The sequence below is a fragment of the Streptomyces sp. NPDC101166 genome (assembly GCF_044768125.1).
In the GTDB taxonomy this organism is placed as follows: Bacteria; Actinomycetota; Actinomycetes; order Streptomycetales; family Streptomycetaceae; genus Streptomyces.
Map to the genome: position 1 here is coordinate 14,010 of NZ_JBIWPF010000009.1, position 14,663 is coordinate 28,672.

Below are 14,663 nucleotides of genomic sequence, written 5' to 3' on the forward strand. Positions count from 1 at the left end.
CCGCTGGCTCGCTCACGTGTGCGTGGCCCGTCGACTCGCCCACCTACTCGCGGCCCGCCCACTCGCCCAGGTACGCGTGGCCCATCGGCTCGCTCACGTGCGCGTGGCCCGTCGGCTCGCTCAGGTACGCGTGGCCCGCTGGCTCGCTCACGTGTGCGTGGCCCGTCGACTCGCCCACCTACTCGCGGCCCGCCCACTCGCCCAGGTACGCGTGGCCCATCGGCTCGCTCGCGTGTGCGCGGCCCATCGGCTCGCTCACGCCCGCGCGGCCCGCCCACCTACTCGCGGCCCGCCCACTCGCCCAGGTACGCGTGGACCATCGGCTCGCTCACGTGTGCGTGGCCCATCAGCTCGCTCACGCCCGCGCGGCCCGCCCAGGTACGCGTGGCCCGCCGGCTCTACGCCGAGCCCATGTGGTCCAGGCGGCGCAGGATGACGCCCTCTCGCAGTGCCCAGGGGCAGATCTCCAGGGTCTCCACGCCGAACAGGTCCATCGCGCCCTCGGCGACCAGCGCCCCGGCGAGGAGCTGGCCCGCGCGGCCCTCCGAGACGCCGGGCAGCTCCGCGCGCTGGGCGGCGGTCATGCCGGCCAGGCGCGGCACCCAGGCCTCCAGGGACTCCCGCTTGAGCTCACGCTGCACGTACTGGCCGTCGGTGGAGCGGGCGGCGCCGGCGATGCGGGCGAGCTGCTTGAAGGTCTTCGACGTGGCGACGACGTGGTCCGGGGCGCCGAAGCGGCTGAACTCCCCGACCGTGCGGGCGATCTCCGTGCGCGCGTGCCGGCGCAGCGCCCGGATGTCCTCGGGGTCGGGCGGGTCGCCGGGCAGCCAGCCCGCCGTGAGCCGGCCCGCGCCCAGCGGGAGGGAGACGGCCGCGTAGGGCTCCTCGTCGATGCCGTACGCGATCTCCAGCGAGCCGCCGCCGATGTCCAGGACGAGCAGCTTGCCCGAGGACCAGCCGAACCAGCGGCGGGCGGCGAGGAAGGTCAGCCGGGCCTCCTCCGCGCCGGTGAGGACCTGGAGCTCGACGCCGGTCTCCTCCCGCACGCGCGTGAGGACGTCGTCGGCGTTGCTGGCCTCGCGCACGGCGGAGGTCGCGAACGGCAGCAGGTCCTCGACGCCCTTGTCCTCGGCGGCCTGGAGGGCGTCCTGGACGACCGTGATCAGCCGGTCCACGCCTGCGGCCCCTATCGCCCCGCTGTCGTCGAGGAGTTGGGCCAGGCGCAGTTCCGCCTTGTGCGAGTGCGCGGGCAGCGGGCACGCGCCGGGGTGCGCGTCCACCACCAGCAGGTGCACCGTGTTCGATCCCACGTCGAGGACACCGAGTCTCATAGGGGGAAACGCTACTGCCAGGCGCGTTCCACGCCGTCCCCGGTGTGCTTCCTGAGACGGTGCCGCGTCGGCCCGCGGGCGACTTACCCTGGACGCGTGCCAAAGACGAAAAGCGCGAAGCACGACAAGAACGCCACCCCGAAGAAGTCGCGCAAGGCCGCCCCTCAGGGGCCGCCCGCCGGCCCTGCCGGGGACGAGAAGGGCCTCGACTTCGCGCGTGCGTGGGTCGAGTTCCCCGACCCCGCCGACCCCGAGCAGGTCTTCCGGTGCGACCTGACCTGGCTGACCTCGCGCTGGAACTGCATCTTCGGCAGCGGCTGCCAGGGCATCCAGGCGGGCCGCGCCGACGACGGCTGCTGCTCGCTGGGCGCCCACTTCTCCGACGAGGACGACGAGAAGCGCGTCGCCGAGCACGTGGCGCGGCTCACCCCGGACATCTGGCAGCACCACGACGAGGGCACACGGGACGGCTGGGTCGCGGAGGACGAGGACGGCTCGCGGCAGACCCGCCCGTTCAACGGCTCGTGCATCTTCCAGAACCGTCCCGGCTTCGCGGGCGGCGCCGGCTGCTCGCTGCACATCCTGGCGCTGCGGGAGGGCCGCGAGCCGCTGGAGACCAAGCCGGACGTCTGCTGGCAGCTCCCGGTGCGGCGCACGTACGACTGGATCGACCGGCCCGACGACACGCGCGTGCTCCAGGTGTCGATCGGTGAGTACGACCGGCGCGGCTGGGGCCCGGGCGGTCACGACCTGCACTGGTGGTGCACTTCGGCGACCTCGGCGCACGGCGCGGGCGAGCCGGTGTACGTGTCGTACCGGGCGGAGCTGACCGAGCTGATGGGCAAGGCGGGCTACGACCGGCTGGTCGAGCTGTGCGAGCAGCGGCTCGCCGCACAGCTTCCGCTGGTGGCGCCGCATCCGGCGGATCCGGCGGGCTGAGGCGGCCCGGCCGGGGCGGTCGGCTGCTCTACGGGGCGCCGGTGTCTCCGTCGTCCTCCCCGCCGCCGTCGCCCGGTGGCGGTGTCGAGACGCCCGGGTCCGGCGTGGACGGATCGGGGGTGGGCTCGGGGTCGGCGGTGGTCGGCGGAGGGCTGGAGGCCGGGGCCGTGCTGGGCGGGGCCGTGGGGCTGGGCGCGGGTCCCTCCGACGGGGGCGCTCCGGTGGGGCGGCTCGGCACGGGGCCGGCGGGAGCGGGGGCCGCGCCGTAGCCGTCGATGGAGACGACCGCGCCGGCCGGGGCGATCGCCACGCGTGCGTGCCAGTGCCCGGCGGGTTCGCGCAGACGGTCGACGTACACCTTGACCGTCGTCGACTCGCCGGGCGCGATCACGCCCTGGGAGCGGCTCAGGTGGAGCCAGGGGGCGGTGGCGGTCGCGGACCAGCGGATCGGCTCGGGCGCGTCCGGGGCCGCGGTCAGGGTGATCAGGGTGGTGGCGCCGTCGTTGCCGGCCCGCACGGAGAGGCGGCCCGCGCCGTGCTCGCCGAGTCCGGCGACGCTGATGACCTCGACGGAGACGTCGGTCTCCTCGCCCGCGGAAGCGCCCCCGCCGGGCCGGGGGCTCGCGTTGCCGGCGTTCTGGTAGCCGCCGGCGGCCGCCGAGTCGAGGCCCCCGGGGTTTCGCGCCTCGCTGGCGGCGGGGTTGCGTCCGTCGGCGCCCTCGCTGGTCGGCGTGCTCCGGTAGGCGGCCCAGAGGGCGAGCACGGGCGCGGCGACGACGGTGGCGACGACGGTCGTGGTGACGGCACGCGCGCGTAGGCGGTCGCGGCGGGCGGCGCGGTCCTTGGGGGCCATCGGGAAGCCGCGCCGGTCGAACCGGGGGGCGGCGGCGCCCCGCGCGCGGGAGAGGCGGGCGGTGGCGGCGCGCAGGCTCGCGCGGGGCGCTTCCAGCACGGGCAGCTCGGCGGGGGTGACGCCGGCGCCGGGCCAGCGGCCGGGGACCGCGCGCTCGGCGGCCCTGCGGCAGCGCGGACAGTCGTCGACGTGCCGGACGAGTTCGCGGCGCAGGGCGGCGCTCAGCACGAGCTGGTCGTTGCCGGAGAGACGCTCCACCCCGGGGCATCCGCCGGTCTCCACGACGGCGAGGGCGGCGCGGGTGCGCTCGACCTCGCAGGCGGCGGTGGCGAGCAGCTCGCGGGCGGCGGCGTGCTCCATCCCGAGAACGGCGGCCACCTCGTGGGCGGCGAGCTGATGACGTACGGCGAGCTCCAGCGCCTCGCGCTGCTCGGGCGTGGTGCCGGCCGCCTCCGGCCACGCGAGCAGGGCGAGTTCACGCCGCCGCTGCTGCTGGGCCTCGTCCGCGAGGCCGGCGGGAGGCGCTTCGGCGGACTTCGCTCCGCTCGCGCCGGGGGCGTCCGGCCGCCCCGCCGCGTGCGCGCCCTGCCGTCTCCGCCTGGCCTCGGCGAGCTCGCGCAGACACGCCCAGCGGGCCAGTGCGTACAGCCATGCCCTGCGGTCGCCCGCGGCGTCCTGGGCGCGCTGACCGCGCCGCTCGGCGAGGGCGAGGGCGTCCGCGAGCGCGGCGGTGGCCGCGTCGTGCTCGCACAGGACGGACAGACAGTAGGTGAACAGGCCGTCGAGGTACGGCTCGTAGGACGGCTCGCTGCGGCCGCGCGGCCGCCGCGCCGGCGTGCGCGCCTCGGTGCGGTCGCGCGCCTCCCGGTGCGCCCGGTGTGCGCCGGTCGTGCGGGTCGGGGTCTGCGGACTGCTGCTCATCACCCGTGCGACCGTAGGCGGCGTGGAACTGCGTGTTCTGCCCCCTTGAGTCCTTTTAATCCGTACGGGTGAAACGATCCCTCATACGGGTCGGGGGTGGCAGGTGCATACGGGGTCGTCCCCCCGAGGGGAACGCGGGGGGCGCACGGTTGTCCACAGGCCCGGTCCGTTGTCGGTGGCTGCGGTTACGGTTTCCCCCATGGCTGCCCGTACGAAGACCACCAAGGACCGTCCGTCCTACCGCTGCACGGAGTGCGGCTGGCAGACGGCCAAGTGGCTCGGCCGCTGCCCCGAATGCCAGGCGTGGGGCACGGTCGAGGAGTACGGCGCGCCCGCGGTCCGTACGACGGCGCCGGGGCGCGTCACCACCTCCGCCCTGCCGATCGGCCAGGTCGACGGCCGTCAGGCCACCGCCCGCCCCACCGGCGTGGCCGAGCTGGACCGTGTGCTCGGCGGGGGCCTGGTGCCGGGCGCGGTGGCGCTGCTCGCCGGGGAGCCGGGCGTGGGCAAGTCGACGCTCCTGCTCGACGTGGCCGCCAAGTCGGCCAGTGACGAGCACCGCACGCTCTATGTGACCGGCGAGGAGTCCGCGAGCCAGGTCCGGCTGCGCGCCGACCGCATCGGCGCCATCGACGACCACCTCTACCTCGCCGCCGAGACGGATCTGGCGGCCGTCCTCGGCCACTTGGACGCGATCAAGCCCTCGCTGCTGATCCTGGACTCGGTGCAGACGGTGGCCTCCCCGGAGATCGACGGTGCGCCCGGCGGGATGGCCCAGGTCCGCGAGGTGGCCGGGGCCCTCATCCGCGCCTCCAAGGAACGCGGCATGTCCACGCTGCTCGTGGGCCATGTCACCAAGGACGGCGCGATCGCGGGGCCGCGCCTGCTGGAGCACCTGGTCGACGTCGTCCTGCACTTCGAGGGCGACCGGCACGCGCGCCTGCGTCTGGTGCGGGGCGTCAAGAACCGCTACGGGGCGACGGACGAGGTGGGCTGCTTCGAACTGCACGACGAGGGCATCACGGGCCTCGCGGACCCGAGCGGACTCTTCCTGACCCGTCGTGACGAACCGGTCCCGGGGACCTGCCTGACGGTCACCCTGGAGGGCCGCCGTCCCCTGGTCGCCGAAGTGCAGGCGCTCACCGTCGACTCGCAGATCCCCTCCCCGCGCCGGACGACCTCCGGCCTGGAGACGTCCCGGGTGTCGATGATGCTCGCGGTCCTGGAGCAGCGGGGCAGGATCAGCGCCCTCGGCAAGCGGGACATCTACTCGGCGACGGTCGGCGGGGTGAAGCTCTCCGAGCCCGCCGCGGACCTGGCGATCGCCCTCGCGCTGGCCAGCGCCGCCAGCGACACACCCCTGCCGAAGAACCTCGTCGCGATCGGCGAGGTCGGCCTGGCGGGCGAGGTCAGACGGGTCACGGGCGTGCAGCGCAGGCTGGCCGAGGCCCACCGTCTGGGCTTCACGCACGCGCTCGTGCCGGGCGACCCCGGGAAGGTCCCCGCGGGCATGAAGGTCCTGGAAGTCGCGGACATGGGGGACGCCCTGAGGGTCCTGCCGCGGTCCCGTCGCCGAGAGGCCCCACGGGACGGGGAGGACCGCCGGTAGACTTTGCCCAGGTCTCGCCCGTCCGTACGAACCGAGTGCGCGCAGCGGGGACGCCAAGAACCTGCGACCGGAGGAGTGCAGTGGCAGCCAACGACCGGGCGGCAGCTCATGGAAAGTCCGGTGGCAATTCCGGTGCCGATGGCCTGATGCGCGCCTCGCTGAGCGCGGTGGCCCCCGGCACGGCCCTGCGCGACGGCCTGGAGCGGATCCTGCGCGGCAACACCGGCGGGCTCATCCTGCTGGGTTCCGACAAGACGGTCGAGGCGATGTGCACGGGCGGTTTCGTCCTGGACGTGGAGTTCACGGCGACCCGGCTGCGCGAGCTGTGCAAGCTCGACGGCGGCATCGTGCTCTCCTCCGACCTGTCGAAGATCCTTCGGGCCGGCGTCCAGCTGGTGCCGGACCCGACGATCCCCACGGAGGAGACCGGCACGCGGCACCGCACGGCGGACCGCGTCAGCAAGCAGGTCGGCTTCCCCGTCGTCTCGGTGTCCCAGTCCATGCGGCTGATCGCGATCTACGTCGACGGCCACCGCCGTGTCCTGGAGGACTCCGCGGCGATCCTGTCCCGCGCCAACCAGGCCCTCGCCACCCTGGAGCGCTACAAGCTCCGGCTGGACGAGGTCGCGGGGACTCTGTCGGCGCTGGAGATCGAGGACCTGGTGACGGTCCGGGACGTGTCGGCCGTGGCCCAGCGCCTGGAGATGGTGCGCCGCATCGCCACCGAGATCGCCGAGTACGTGGTGGAGCTGGGTACCGACGGCCGCCTTCTCGCCCTCCAGCTCGACGAGTTGATCGCCGGCGTGGAGCCCGAGCGGGAGCTGGTGGTCCGGGACTACGTGCCGGAGCCGACCGCCAAGCGCTCCCGCACGGTCGACGAGGCGCTGTACGAGCTGGACGCGCTGAGCCACGCCGAGCTCCTCGAAATGTCCACGGTGGCGCGGGCGCTGGGCTACACGGGCTCCCCCGAGGCCCTCGACTCCGCGGTCTCCCCGCGCGGCTTCCGGCTCCTGGCCAAGGTCCCCCGCCTCCCCGGCGCCATCATCGACCGCCTGGTGGAGCACTTCGGCGGCCTCCAGAAGCTCCTCGCCGCGAGCGTCGACGACCTCCAGACGGTGGACGGAGTGGGCGAGGCCCGAGCCCGCAGCGTCCGAGAGGGCCTCTCCCGCCTGGCGGAGTCCTCGATCCTGGAACGCTACGTCTGACACCGCCCGCGGCAGCGGCACGCGAGCCGCGGGCGAACCGTCCGCCTAATCGGCCTTCAGCACGAACGACGTCTGCGCCTTCGCGAAGCCCGGGACCTTCGCCTCGACCAGGTACGTCCCCGGCCCGGCCACCCCCGCCGGCGGCGTCGCGCACTTGGGCGCACCGGGCTTGCGGTCCCAGGTCACGGTGTACGTGATGCCGCTCCCGCCGACCACCCGGTACAGCCGGCTGCCCGCACCCTTGGGGCAGTCGTCCGAGGACCAGTAGTCGTTCTCCGCCCCCGCCTGAGTGATCGTCAACACGGCCTTCGCAGGCCCGAGATCGACCTTGCAGTCACTCCCGGAGGAGTTCTTCGCCGTCAGCTGGAACGTGGGCGTCTGTCCCGGCGAGTAGGTGTTCCGCACACTGCGCAGGCTCAACGTCACCACGCTCGCCGTGCAGTTGGGCAATGTGGTCCCGGCCGGCAGAGCGGTGGCGGAAGTCCCGGCACTGGAAACGCCGTCGCCCCCCACGACCCCGGCGCCCGCGGCCCCACCGTCGCCCGCACCGGCGCCACCCGAACCGGTCGCGGATCCGCCACCCGAACCCGACCCGGCCCCGGAGCCGCCCACGGCCCCTGACCCGCCCGATCCGCCCGATCCGCCGGAACCGGAGCCCCCGCTGCCCGACTCGTCGCGCCCGCCGGGGTTTTGGCTGATGGCGGGCCCTGATCCGGACGGTCCCGGAGTGATCGAAGGCGCGGGATTCTTCCCGTTGGGACCGTCCGCGCCGTTGCGTCCGCCACCCCCGCCCGAGGCCACGATCCACGTGACCAGCAGCGCCAACAGGGCGACCACGGACAGCAGTACGACCCTCCGTCGCCAGTAGATGGAGGAGGGAAGCGGCCCGACCGGATTGCGCAGAGATCCCACGGCGCAAACTGTACGAGAGATCGCGGCGTTCACCGGCCCCACCCGCCGCCCGGAGAACAACTTTTCCGGATCATCATCCCGGACACGGCTGCTCCGCCCCCGACTTGTGCCCTTCACACCGTCACCAGTCGCACGACGTGACGGCGACGACCTTCACGCTCACCATCCGTGACCGCCGCGGAAGGAGCCGCCGCCCTTCGCATTCGCGCCGCTTGCACCTCTGGCCACAGCCGCCGGACGCACCGGCCGGGACCAGCAGGACGGACACACGGAAGATCGGCCGCGCCCCGCCCCCCCAGAGTGGCGGTACGCGCGCTCCCCTCCCCTCATGGCAGGATCGGTAGGGCCATGACTGCGCCCACCAAGCCCCCGTACAGCAGCCCCGCCGACGCCGACACCGCCCCCGATCCCCTGCTCGACGAGCAGGTCACCGGCGCCCACCTCCACTCCCCTGTCATCGACTGGTTCGACGACAACGCCCGCGACCTGCCCTGGCGGCGGCCCGAAGCCGGCGCGTGGGGCGTGATGGTCAGCGAGTTCATGCTCCAGCAGACTCCGGTCAACCGGGTCCTGCCGGTCTACGAGCAGTGGCTCGCCCGCTGGCCGCGCCCCGCCGACCTGGCCGCCGAGGCCCCCGGCGAGGCCGTCCGCGCGTGGGGCAGGCTCGGCTATCCGCGCCGCGCCCTGCGGCTGCACGGCGCGGCGGTGGCCATAACCGAACGGCACGGCGGCGACGTGCCGTCGGACCACGCCCAGCTCCTCGCGCTGCCCGGCATCGGCGAGTACACGGCCGCCGCTGTCGCATCCTTCGCGTACGGACAGCGGCACGCCGTGCTGGACACCAACGTCCGGCGGGTCTTCGCGCGCGCGGTCACCGGCGTCCAGTACCCGCCGAACGCGACCACGGCCGCCGAACGCAGGCTCGCCCGGGCCCTGCTGCCCGAGGAGCAGGAGACCGCCGCGCGCTGGGCGGCCGCCTCCATGGAACTCGGGGCGCTCGTCTGCACGGCCAAGAACGAGACGTGCGGGCGCTGCCCGATCGCCGCGCAGTGCGCCTGGCGGCTCGCGGGCAAGCCGGAGCACACCGGCCCGCCCCGCCGGGGGCAGACGTACGCCGGCACCGACCGGCAGGTGCGCGGGAAGCTCCTCGCCGTCCTGAGGAACGCTCACGCACCCGTGCCGCAGGCAGTCCTGGACCGTGTGTGGCACGAGCCGGTGCAACGCGCGCGTGCGCTGGACGGCCTCGTCGCGGACGGTCTCGTGGAGCCGCTGCCCGGCGGCCAGTACCGCCTGCCGCTGACGTGACGCACAGACATTTCACGGCCGTGGCACAGGCTTGGCGCTCGCGCACGGCCCCGTAACAGGCTTCCGTCACACTCTCTCGCCGACCAGAACACCCCATAGGCACACCAAACGGTCGGACCCCTTACCCCGAACTCATTTCCGTTACACAACCGACGGACAGCCGCGCGCTGGCCGCAGGCTCCCTCGCACAGTGCCGTGACAACACCTCCGTAGTTTCTCTTCCGTGGCCGCAGCGGCACGAGGGCCACAGACCAGAGCAGGACACCGGCGGACCACGGTCGGCCGGAACGGGGACACGGAGGGTGTTGATCATGGCGCAGGGAGAGGTGCTCGAGTTCGAGGAGTACGTCCGCACTCGGCAGGACGCGCTGCTGCGCAGCGCCCGCCGGCTGGTCCCGGACCCGGTCGACGCCCAGGACCTGCTCCAGACGGCGCTGGCCCGGACGTACGGCCGCTGGGATGGCATCGCGGACAAGCGACTGGCCGACGCCTACCTGCGCCGCGTCATGATCAACACCCGCACCGAGTGGTGGCGGGCCCGCAAGCTGGAGGAGGTGCCCACCGAGCAGCTCCCGGACGCCTGCGTGGACGACTCCACCGAGCAGCACGCGGACCGCGCCCTCCTGATGGACGCGATGAAGGTGCTCGCTCCCAAGCAGCGCAGCGTCGTCGTGCTGCGACACTGGGAGCAGATGTCCACGGACGAGACCGCCGCCGCCCTCGGCATGTCGGCGGGAACCGTCAAGAGCACGCTGCACAGGGCGCTCGCCCGGCTCCGTGAGGAGCTGGAGGCCCGCGATCTGGACGCACGCGCGCTGGAGCGTGAGGAGCGGGAGCGTTGCGCGGCGGCCTGACCGAGGCCGGGCCCCCACGGGTCCGGGGGATCTTCCAGGCGGCGATCACGGCGATGACCGTGCTCGCCGCCCTCGGGCTTTTGGCCTCCGCCTGCGCCACCGGGGGCACCGGCGCGCGCGACGAGGGGCCGGCCCGCGGCACCGTCCCGGGCGCCACCCCCGCCGCCGTCCCCACCAGCACCTTCGACCGTGTGGACGCGGTCGCTCTGGTCAAGGACGATCCGGCGGTGTCGGCCGAGGTCAAGCGCGGGCTGAAGCCCTGCGTCGGCGACGAGTACCCGGTCGACGTGTCGTACGGCGACCTCACCGGCGGCTCGGAGGACGACATCGTGGTCAACGTGCTGACCTGCAGTGACGTCGTCGGCGTCGGTTCGTACGTGTACCGGCGGGCGGGCGACGGCTACACCAACGTGTTCAAGGCGGAGGAGCCGCCGGTCTACGCCGAGATGGACCGGGGCGTCCTGGTCGTGTCCAGGCAGGTCTACGAGAAGGGCGACCCGGTCTCCAGTCCCTCGGGCGAGAACGTGATCACCTACCGCTGGGTCGGGGGCCGGTTCGTCAAGGAGTACAGCTGGCACAACGACTACAGCGTCGTGGGCGACGATGCGCCGCCGCCGTCGGCCGGCGGCTGACCGGGCCGGTCGTCGAGGGAATGCCGTCGGGGAAAGCGGTCAGGCGAAGTCGTCGGGCGAGGTCGTCGGGGAAAATTCGCCGTCGTGTGAACCGTTCCGGCCCTCCGGAACGATGAACCAGTGAACGGCCTGAGCGCTCCGGGCGTCCCCTCTATGGGCACTCGGACAGCGAAGCGACGGATTCACGCCCGATTCGACCGCCCGAGACCCGACCCGATCCAGACCCGACCGACCCGAACACGACATACCGACGCGCAAGCGAACCGACTCACGACGAGCCGACTCACGACCGGCCGATACGCACGAGGACTGAGAGCACCGGGATGGCAGACCAGACCCACGTCCTGTTCGTCGAAGACGACGACGTCATCCGCGAGGCCACCCAGCTCGCCCTGGAGCGGGACGGCTTCGTGGTCACCGCGATGCCCGACGGGCTGTCCGGACTGGAGGCGTTCCGGACCGACCGCCCCGACATCGCGCTGCTGGACGTGATGGTGCCCGGCCTGGACGGGGTGAGCCTGTGCCGGCGCATCCGCGACGAGTCCACCGTGCCGGTGATCATGCTTTCCGCGCGCGCCGACTCCATCGACGTCGTCCTCGGCCTGGAGGCCGGCGCGGACGACTACGTGACCAAGCCGTTCGACGGCGCCGTCCTGGTCGCCCGTATCAGAGCGGTGCTGCGCCGGTTCGGTCACGCGGGCGGCGGCGACCGGGCCGACCAGGACGCGGCGGCGGTCGGGGGCGTGCTGACCTTCGGGGAACTCGAGGTCGACACCGAGGGCATGGAAGTACGGCGGGCGGGCCGGCCGGTGGCCCTCACGCCGACCGAGATGCGCCTGCTGCTGGAGTTCTCCTCCGCCCCGGGCACGGTGCTGTCACGGGACAGACTGCTGGAGCGGGTGTGGGACTACGGCTGGGGCGGTGACACACGGGTCGTCGACGTCCATGTGCAGCGGCTGCGGACCAAGATCGGTCAGGACCGCATCGAGACGGTCCGCGGCTTCGGTTACAAGCTGAAGGCCTGAGCGGAACGGGGTATCGGGGGATGTTGCGACACCTGGTTCCGGGCCGCGTGGAGCGCGCGGGCATCCGCACCGGCCTGCGGTGGAAGCTGAGCGCGGCCATCGCGCTGGTCGGCGCGCTGGTGGCGGTCGCGCTCAGTCTCGTCGTGCACAACGCGGCCCGAGTGTCCATGCTGGACAACGCGCGCGATCTCGCGGACGAGCGCATCCGGATCGCCCAGCGCAACTATCAGTTGTCCAGGCATCCGAACTTCCCCAACATCAAGATCGACGACCCGCGACTGCCGGCGGAGCTGAGGGAGAAGGTCGAGGAGGGCCGCCGGGCGACGTTCGTGTCGGACCACGGGGGCGGCGCGCCGGACATCTGGGCGGCGGTGCCGGTCAACGACGGGGAGCATGTGCTCTCCCTGCACACCGGGTTCACCGACCGCAGCACGGACATCCTCATGGATCTCGACCAGGCCCTGGTGATCGGCTCCATCGCGGTCGTCTTCGGCGGCAGCGCGCTCGGCGTGCTCATCGGCGGACAGTTGTCCCGGCGGCTGCGCAAGGCGGCGGCCGCGGCGAACGAGGTCGCCAAGGGGGAGGCGGACGTCCGCGTGCGGGACGCCATCGGCGGTGTCGTCCAGGACGAGACGGACGACCTGGCCAGCGCGGTGGACGCCATGGCGGACGCGCTGCAGCAGCGGCTGGAGGCGGAGCGCAGGGTCACCGCCGACATCGCGCACGAGCTGCGCACCCCGGTGACGGGGCTGCTGACGGCCGCGGAGCTGCTGCCGCCCGGCCGGCCCACCGAACTGGTCCTGGACCGGGCGAAAGCGATGCGCACCCTCGTCGAGGACGTGCTGGAGGTGGCCCGACTGGACGGGGCGTCGGAGCGGGCCGAGCTGCAGGACATCCTGCTGGGCGAGTTCGTCGCCCGGCGGGTGGCGGCCAAGGACCCCGAGGCCGAGGTGCGTGTGGTCCACGAGTCGATGGTGACCACGGATCCGCGGCGGCTGGAGCGGGTGCTGTTCAACCTGCTCACCAATGCGGCCCGGCACGGCAAGGCGCCGATCCAGGTCTCCGTGGAGGGGCGGGTGATCCGGGTGCGCGACCACGGCCCCGGCTTCCCGGAGAGCCTGCTCGCCGAGGGCCCGAGCCGCTTCCGGACCGGCAGCAGCGACCGCGCCGGCCGTGGTCACGGGCTGGGCCTGACCATCGCCGCCGGCCAAGCCCGGGTCCTGGGCGCCCGGCTGACCTTCCGCAATGTGCAGCCGGTGGGCGCGCCCGGGCACATACCCGCCGAGGGGGCGGTCGCCGTGCTGTGGCTGCCCGAACACGCGCCGACCAACACCGGCAGCTATCCGGTGCTGCCCTGAGCGGAAGGCGTCGGCACCCGGGTCGCGTCGCGGACAGGGGCGGGCGGCGCCGCGTCTGTGCACGCGACGCCGCCTCGCCTTCGGCTCGGGATCAGACGGACTCGACGACCGGGGCCTTGGCGGCGGCCGTCCCGCCCGTGGCGCCGTCCGGGCCGTCCGGCTTGGGGAGCGCGCCCCGCAGCGGGACCTCCTTGACGAACACCGCGGCGACCAGGGCGATCACGGCCACCGCGGTGCCGACGAGGAACGCTGCGTGCGTGCCGTCGGAGACCGCGTACTGGTACGCCTCCCGCGCCGCCGCGGGCAGCTTGGCGAGGCCGGCGGCGTCCATCTGGGCGGACTGCTCGGTGACCTTCGAGCCGAGGGCGCCGGCCCGCTCGGTCATGACGTCCTGGACCCGGCTGTTGAACAGCGCGCCCATGATCGCGACACCGAAGGAGGAGCCGAGGGTGCGGAAGAGGGTGGTGGAGGAGGACGCGACGCCCATGTCCTTCATCTCCACGCTGTTCTGCGCGACCAGCATGGTGATCTGCATCAGACAGCCCATGCCGAGGCCGGTGACGGCCATGAACACGCCGGACATGAACCGGGAGGTCCCGGTGTCCATCGTCGACAGCAGGTACAGGCCGGCGATCAGCAGGACGCTGCCGACGACGGGGAAGATCTTGTAGCGGCCGCTGCTCGTGGTGATCCGGCCCGCGATCATCGAGGTGACGAGCATCGCGCCGAGCATCGGCAGGAGCAGCAGTCCGGAGTTGGTCGCGGACGCGCCCTGCACGGCCTGCTGGTAGAGCGGCAGGAAGAGCGTCGCGCCGAACATCACGAAGCCGGCGATGAAGCCGATGATCGACATCAGCGTGAAGTTGCGGCTGCGGAAGATGTGCAGCGGCACGATCGGTTCGGCGGCCTTGGTCTGCCAGAACACGAACCCGACGAGCGCGGCGACGCCGATGCCGGTCAGCTCCATGATCCGCGCGGAGCTCCAGGCGTACTCCGTGCCGCCCCAGGTGGTGACGAGCACGATGGCGGTGATGCCGACGGTCAGCAGCGCGGCGCCCAGGTAGTCGATGCGCGCGTCGGACCGCTTCTTCGGCAGGTGCAGGATGACGCTGATCAGGCCGAGGGCCACGACGCCGAGCGGCAGGTTGATGTAGAAGGCCCAGCGCCAGCCCCAGTGGTCGGTGATGGAGCCGCCGACGAGCGGTCCGCCGATCATCGCGATCGCCATGACGCCGGCCATCATGCCCTGGTAGCGGCCGCGCTCCCGCGGCGGGACCAGGTCGCCGATGATCGCCATGACGCCGACCATCAGGCCGCCGGCGCCCAGGCCCTGCACCGCGCGGAAGGCGATGAGCTGGTTCATGTCCTGGGCCATGCCGCTGAGCGCGGACCCGGCCAGGAAGATCACGATCGACGTCATGAAGGCGCCCTTGCGCCCGTACATGTCGCCGAGCTTGCCCCAGATCGGGGTGGAGGCGGCGGTCGCGAGGGTGTACGCCGTCACCACCCAGGACAGGTGCTCGAGGCCGCCGAGGTCGCCCACGATCGTCGGCATCGCGGTGCCGACGATCATGTTGTCGAGCATGGCGAGCATCATCGTGATCATCAGCGCGAGGATCACGGCCCGCACGCTCTTCGCCTGTTTCTCCTGTGCACCGGTGTCCGGTGTACCCGGTGTGCCGGTCTCCCGCTCCACGCTCTTGCTGTCCGCCATCGTTC

At 73.1% G+C, this 14,663-nt stretch carries 12 protein-coding genes; 8 read left to right on the forward strand and 4 right to left on the reverse strand.

What is annotated here, in order from left to right; translation table 11 throughout:
- Window positions 1–398: 398 nt before the first annotated feature.
- On the reverse strand, window positions 399–1,331 hold the full coding sequence (locus tag ACIRS4_RS17440) for a Ppx/GppA family phosphatase (RefSeq protein WP_404196196.1): 933 nt from the start codon (window positions 1,329–1,331) through the stop codon (window positions 399–401).
- A gap of 96 nt (window positions 1,332–1,427) precedes the next feature.
- Here ACIRS4_RS17440 and ACIRS4_RS17445 point away from each other — a divergent pair, with 96 nt between their 5' ends.
- Window positions 1,428–2,270, forward strand: coding sequence for a hypothetical protein (locus tag ACIRS4_RS17445; protein WP_404196198.1), 843 nt, complete (start codon window positions 1,428–1,430; stop codon window positions 2,268–2,270).
- 28 nt (window positions 2,271–2,298) lie between these two features.
- Here the strand turns inward: ACIRS4_RS17445 and ACIRS4_RS17450 are convergent, their stop codons facing one another.
- A complete protein-coding gene (locus tag ACIRS4_RS17450; RefSeq protein ID WP_404196803.1) occupies window positions 2,299–4,044 on the reverse strand; it encodes a hypothetical protein in 1,746 nt (581 codons plus the stop codon).
- Window positions 4,045–4,243: 199 nt separating this feature from the next.
- Here ACIRS4_RS17450 and radA point away from each other — a divergent pair, with 199 nt between their 5' ends.
- Both radA and disA read left to right on the forward strand, forming a co-directional pair.
- Window positions 4,244–5,653: a DNA repair protein RadA gene (gene radA, locus ACIRS4_RS17455; RefSeq protein ID WP_404196201.1), complete on the forward strand. Its 1,410-nt coding sequence runs from the start codon at window positions 4,244–4,246 to the stop codon at window positions 5,651–5,653.
- Between the two features lie 80 nt (window positions 5,654–5,733).
- Complete coding sequence (disA, locus tag ACIRS4_RS17460; protein WP_404196203.1) at window positions 5,734–6,858, forward strand: DNA integrity scanning diadenylate cyclase DisA; 1,125 nt, start codon at window positions 5,734–5,736, stop codon at window positions 6,856–6,858.
- Between the two features lie 45 nt (window positions 6,859–6,903).
- Here disA and ACIRS4_RS17465 read toward each other — a convergent pair whose 3' ends face one another.
- Complete coding sequence (locus ACIRS4_RS17465) at window positions 6,904–7,770, reverse strand: hypothetical protein (RefSeq protein WP_404196206.1); 867 nt, start codon at window positions 7,768–7,770, stop codon at window positions 6,904–6,906.
- A gap of 348 nt (window positions 7,771–8,118) precedes the next feature.
- On the opposite strand from ACIRS4_RS17465, the gene ACIRS4_RS17470 reads away from it, so the two are divergent.
- The 5 genes from ACIRS4_RS17470 (at window position 8,119) to cseC (ending at window position 12,944) form a co-directional block, all read left to right on the forward strand.
- Window positions 8,119–9,075: an A/G-specific adenine glycosylase gene (locus tag ACIRS4_RS17470; protein ID WP_404196208.1), complete on the forward strand. Its 957-nt coding sequence runs from the start codon at window positions 8,119–8,121 to the stop codon at window positions 9,073–9,075.
- Between the two features lie 311 nt (window positions 9,076–9,386).
- Entirely contained in the window at window positions 9,387–9,929 is a 543-nt protein-coding gene (locus ACIRS4_RS17475) for a SigE family RNA polymerase sigma factor (RefSeq protein ID WP_329417220.1), read from the forward strand.
- Window positions 9,914–10,561, forward strand: a complete 648-nt coding sequence (locus ACIRS4_RS17480) for a hypothetical protein (protein WP_404196210.1) — start codon at window positions 9,914–9,916, stop codon at window positions 10,559–10,561. The genes ACIRS4_RS17475 and ACIRS4_RS17480 overlap by 16 nt, the downstream gene beginning before the upstream one ends.
- A 323-nt stretch (window positions 10,562–10,884) precedes the next feature.
- Window positions 10,885–11,586, forward strand: coding sequence for a two-component system response regulator CseB (cseB, locus tag ACIRS4_RS17485; RefSeq protein ID WP_404196213.1), 702 nt, complete (start codon window positions 10,885–10,887; stop codon window positions 11,584–11,586).
- A 20-nt stretch (window positions 11,587–11,606) separates the two neighbouring features.
- Window positions 11,607–12,944 carry a two-component system sensor histidine kinase CseC gene (cseC, locus tag ACIRS4_RS17490; protein WP_404196216.1) on the forward strand — a complete coding sequence of 446 codons (1,338 nt, stop codon included), beginning with the start codon at window positions 11,607–11,609 and terminating at the stop codon, window positions 12,942–12,944.
- Between the two features lie 91 nt (window positions 12,945–13,035).
- Here cseC and ACIRS4_RS17495 read toward each other — a convergent pair whose 3' ends face one another.
- The gene (locus ACIRS4_RS17495) at window positions 13,036–14,658 is read right to left on the reverse strand and encodes an MDR family MFS transporter (protein WP_404196218.1); all 1,623 of its coding nucleotides are present in this window, start codon (window positions 14,656–14,658) and stop codon (window positions 13,036–13,038) included.
- Window positions 14,659–14,663: the final 5 nt, after the last annotated feature.